The organism is Halomonas sp. BM-2019 (assembly GCF_017584085.1).
In genome coordinates, this window is record NZ_CP071922.1 from 556,031 (window position 1) to 558,906 (window position 2,876).

The following is a 2,876-nucleotide window of genomic DNA, read 5'->3' on the forward strand; positions in this document are numbered from 1 at the left end:
GGAGCCTAATCTAAAACGTCTACCACGCCGTCGTGATGAGTTAGGTGAGCTGGCGCGAACATTAAAACGTACGGCCTTGGATCTCGCGACCTCGCGTGACGCTCAGCGCCGTTTGTTAAGTGACGTCTCGCATGAACTGCGTTCGCCAGTCGGCCGCTTGCAAGTGGCTCTCGACTTATTGGAAACGCCAGAGTTGCGTCAGAATCGTAATTTCAAACAACTGCACAAAGACATCTATCGCTTGGGCACTATTATTGACTCGATTTTGTGGTTATCGCGCTTGGAAAATGGCCTCGAGAAGCTGGTCAAAGACGAAGTGGATGTGGTGAAGCTCCTCGAGGAATTGAAAGACGATCTGGACTATTTCTATATTGCCCAACTAGGTGATGACCAGTGGCAAGGGCAAATTACCTTGCCGACCAATGAACTACCGCGTGTTGCAACGGACCCGGTGCTATTGCGGATGATCGTTGAGAACTTGGTGCGTAACGCGTTTCAATATGGCCCGCAAGACGGCACGGTTGAGGTTTCGTGATCACGGCCCCGGCGCACCTGAAGAAAAGCTGGCGAAGCTGTTCGAACCCTTCTATCGCGGCGACCCATCACGACACCACGGTGCCGGCGTCGGACTCGGGCTAGCGCTTTGTCAGCGCGCAGTCGCCATTCTCGACGGCGACATTCACGCCCGCAACCACCCCGAAGGTGGCCTCGAAATCACCGTCAGCTTCCCGCGCTAATCTTGTCATCCCACCGCAATCACGTACAATCGCAAAAACATTCCGGCTCGGAGCCGCAATACGCATTCCGGCTCCGAGCCGGAAAGGTAAGTTACTGAAAAGGAAGGGTTATGGATTTGTGTCAATTAGCGGGTGAGGTTTTGGCTGAACGGCCGGCGGATACGGATCCGGCATGGTCGCAATGGTCATTGAACAGTCTTACACGTTTCTATCGACACATTGAGCATGCTGAATTTATCAGCCGTGACGGCAAAGAAATCCATTATGGCTTGTGTCGTCCAAACGAGGCGATTGCTTGGGTGGTCATTTCTCCAGGTCGGGTCGAGTCCTATATAAAATATCAGGAAGTGGCGCTTGAATTAGTTGCTGCCGGCTATGCGGTGGCGATGATCGACCACCGTGGTCAAGGCCATTCCAGTCGCTTAACGCCAAACCCGCAGCAAGGCCATGTCGGCCGCTTTATCGACTACGCAGAAGACTTCGCTGAATGGCTTGAGTATCTGCAGGAACAGTTTGAAAACAAGAACGTCTTTTTACTGGCGCACTCGATGGGTGGCGCGATTGCCATGACTTACTTGCAGCAAGTGGCTGGGCGCAAAAAATACCAGCCTTCGCCATTTAGCAAAGCAGCGTTAAGTGCGCCGATGATGGGAATTAACACCGCGCCGTGGCCGCTGTGGCTAGCAAAACCCATGACTCGGTCGCTCGCTGCACTGAACCAGCTGATGTCGCCAAAACGCTATTGGTATGCCCCTGGCACGGGCGATTACGCCACCGAGCCCTTCGCGATTAACCGCCTTACCCATAGCGAAACGCGCTATGATTGGTTCTCACAAATGTATACGGATTTACCGGCGATTAAAGTCGGTGGGCCGACCAATCATTGGGTTGCTGAAGGGGTTGCTGCCGCTGACGAAGTCGTCCGACTCGCCAGCAGAGTTGAGATACCCGTGCTATTGCTTCAAGGTGATCAAGACATCATCGTCGCCACTGAACCGCAAAAGCGCTTTATCGACCAATTGCCGCACCCGCAAAGTAACCTACTTCCGGTTGCTGGCGCCAAACATGAAATTTTGATGGAAACGGACGCCATTCGGAACCCGGCGATGCAGGCTATCCTCGATTACTTTCAGGATGAAGCTTAATTTCCGCCGACAAAGTCGAGCTGGCGCCACGCTTCATAGCTGACCAAAGCGACCGTGTTGGACAGATTCAGCGAACGATTATTCGGCATCATCGGCACCCGCAAGCGCTGTTCAGGCGCGATTTGTTCCATCACTTCCGGTGGCAAACCGCTGGTTTCTGAACCAAAAAGCAATACATCGCCCGCTTGGAATGGCGCGTCGGTATAATTCACCGTGCCCTTCGTCGTGATAGCAAAAATGCGATGCCCCGAAAATTTGGCCGCAAACGCAGCAAAATTTGGATAACGCTCGACGCGACTTAAGTCATGATAATCCAAACCCGCCCGGCGCAATTTCTTCTCTTCAAAATCAAAACCCAGCGGTTCAATTAAATGCAAGGTACAGCCGTTATTCGCTGCCAGGCGAATGACATTACCGGTATTCGCAGGCATTACAGGCGTGTGCAAAACAAGGTGGAACATGCTTTTCTCCTAACGCTGGGCGCAACCCGGCACTAAATTCTTTACGAAATTAATCGCCAGCAGAATGACTTAGCAAAATAGCTGGGAATTATAGCCTGAATTAGTCAGCTAAAGCTGAAGTTTTGCACCCCCTTGCCGATAGAATTGGTAAGAACGAGTGCCTAAGAATAACGTTCGTTAAATTTTGTAAATCAAAGGTTGTCTAGTCCACTTTTTTCCTGTTGAATAGCAAAAAGTGACGCAAGTTGTCGCAACCGACGAAGGATGATGTACCTACTGTGACGTATAACTCCCGAACTGCTGCCAGTGCTGCTTATTACTTTGCTGCGTTAACCGCGGTGATGCTGGGTATTATCGGGAGCTTTTTTCACTTCAGTGTCACGCAACAAACGCTCATCGATATAATCGCCCTGCGCACGCCGGTAGCGGTGTTGATCACAGGCATCGCCTTTTTAATTGCCGCGCGTCGCCACTCCATCATTCTGGTCGTGCTCGGTGTAGCTTTCATGACATTGGCGGTCTACTCGATTGTC

5 protein-coding genes are annotated in these 2,876 nt (G+C 51.7%); 4 read left to right on the forward strand and 1 reads right to left on the reverse strand.

All coding sequences use genetic code 11. The features are described from left to right. From J5F18_RS02820 to J5F18_RS02830, 3 genes are all read left to right on the forward strand, one after another. Positions 1-535: HAMP domain-containing sensor histidine kinase (locus J5F18_RS02820; protein WP_346300834.1), on the forward strand; the 535-nt coding region annotated here is incomplete at its 5' end. After that, positions 501-737, forward strand: coding sequence for a sensor histidine kinase (locus J5F18_RS02825; RefSeq protein ID WP_346300835.1), 237 nt, complete (start codon positions 501-503; stop codon positions 735-737). The genes J5F18_RS02820 and J5F18_RS02825, both read left to right, overlap by 35 nt. Before the next feature lie 110 nt (positions 738-847). Next, entirely contained in the window at positions 848-1,882 is a 1,035-nt protein-coding gene (locus J5F18_RS02830; RefSeq protein ID WP_346300836.1) for an alpha/beta fold hydrolase, read from the forward strand. Here the strand turns inward: J5F18_RS02830 and J5F18_RS02835 are convergent. Next, positions 1,879-2,343 (reverse strand): tRNA (cytidine(34)-2'-O)-methyltransferase, encoded by a 465-nt coding sequence (locus J5F18_RS02835; RefSeq protein WP_346300837.1) that lies wholly within the window; start codon positions 2,341-2,343, stop codon positions 1,879-1,881. The two genes, J5F18_RS02830 and J5F18_RS02835, sit on opposite strands and share 4 nt — an antisense overlap. Positions 2,344-2,621: 278 nt before the next feature. Here J5F18_RS02835 and J5F18_RS02840 point away from each other — a divergent pair. Beyond that, positions 2,622-2,876, forward strand: a 255-nt coding sequence (locus tag J5F18_RS02840) for a hypothetical protein (RefSeq protein ID WP_346300838.1), incomplete at its 3' end; no start/stop codon positions are given.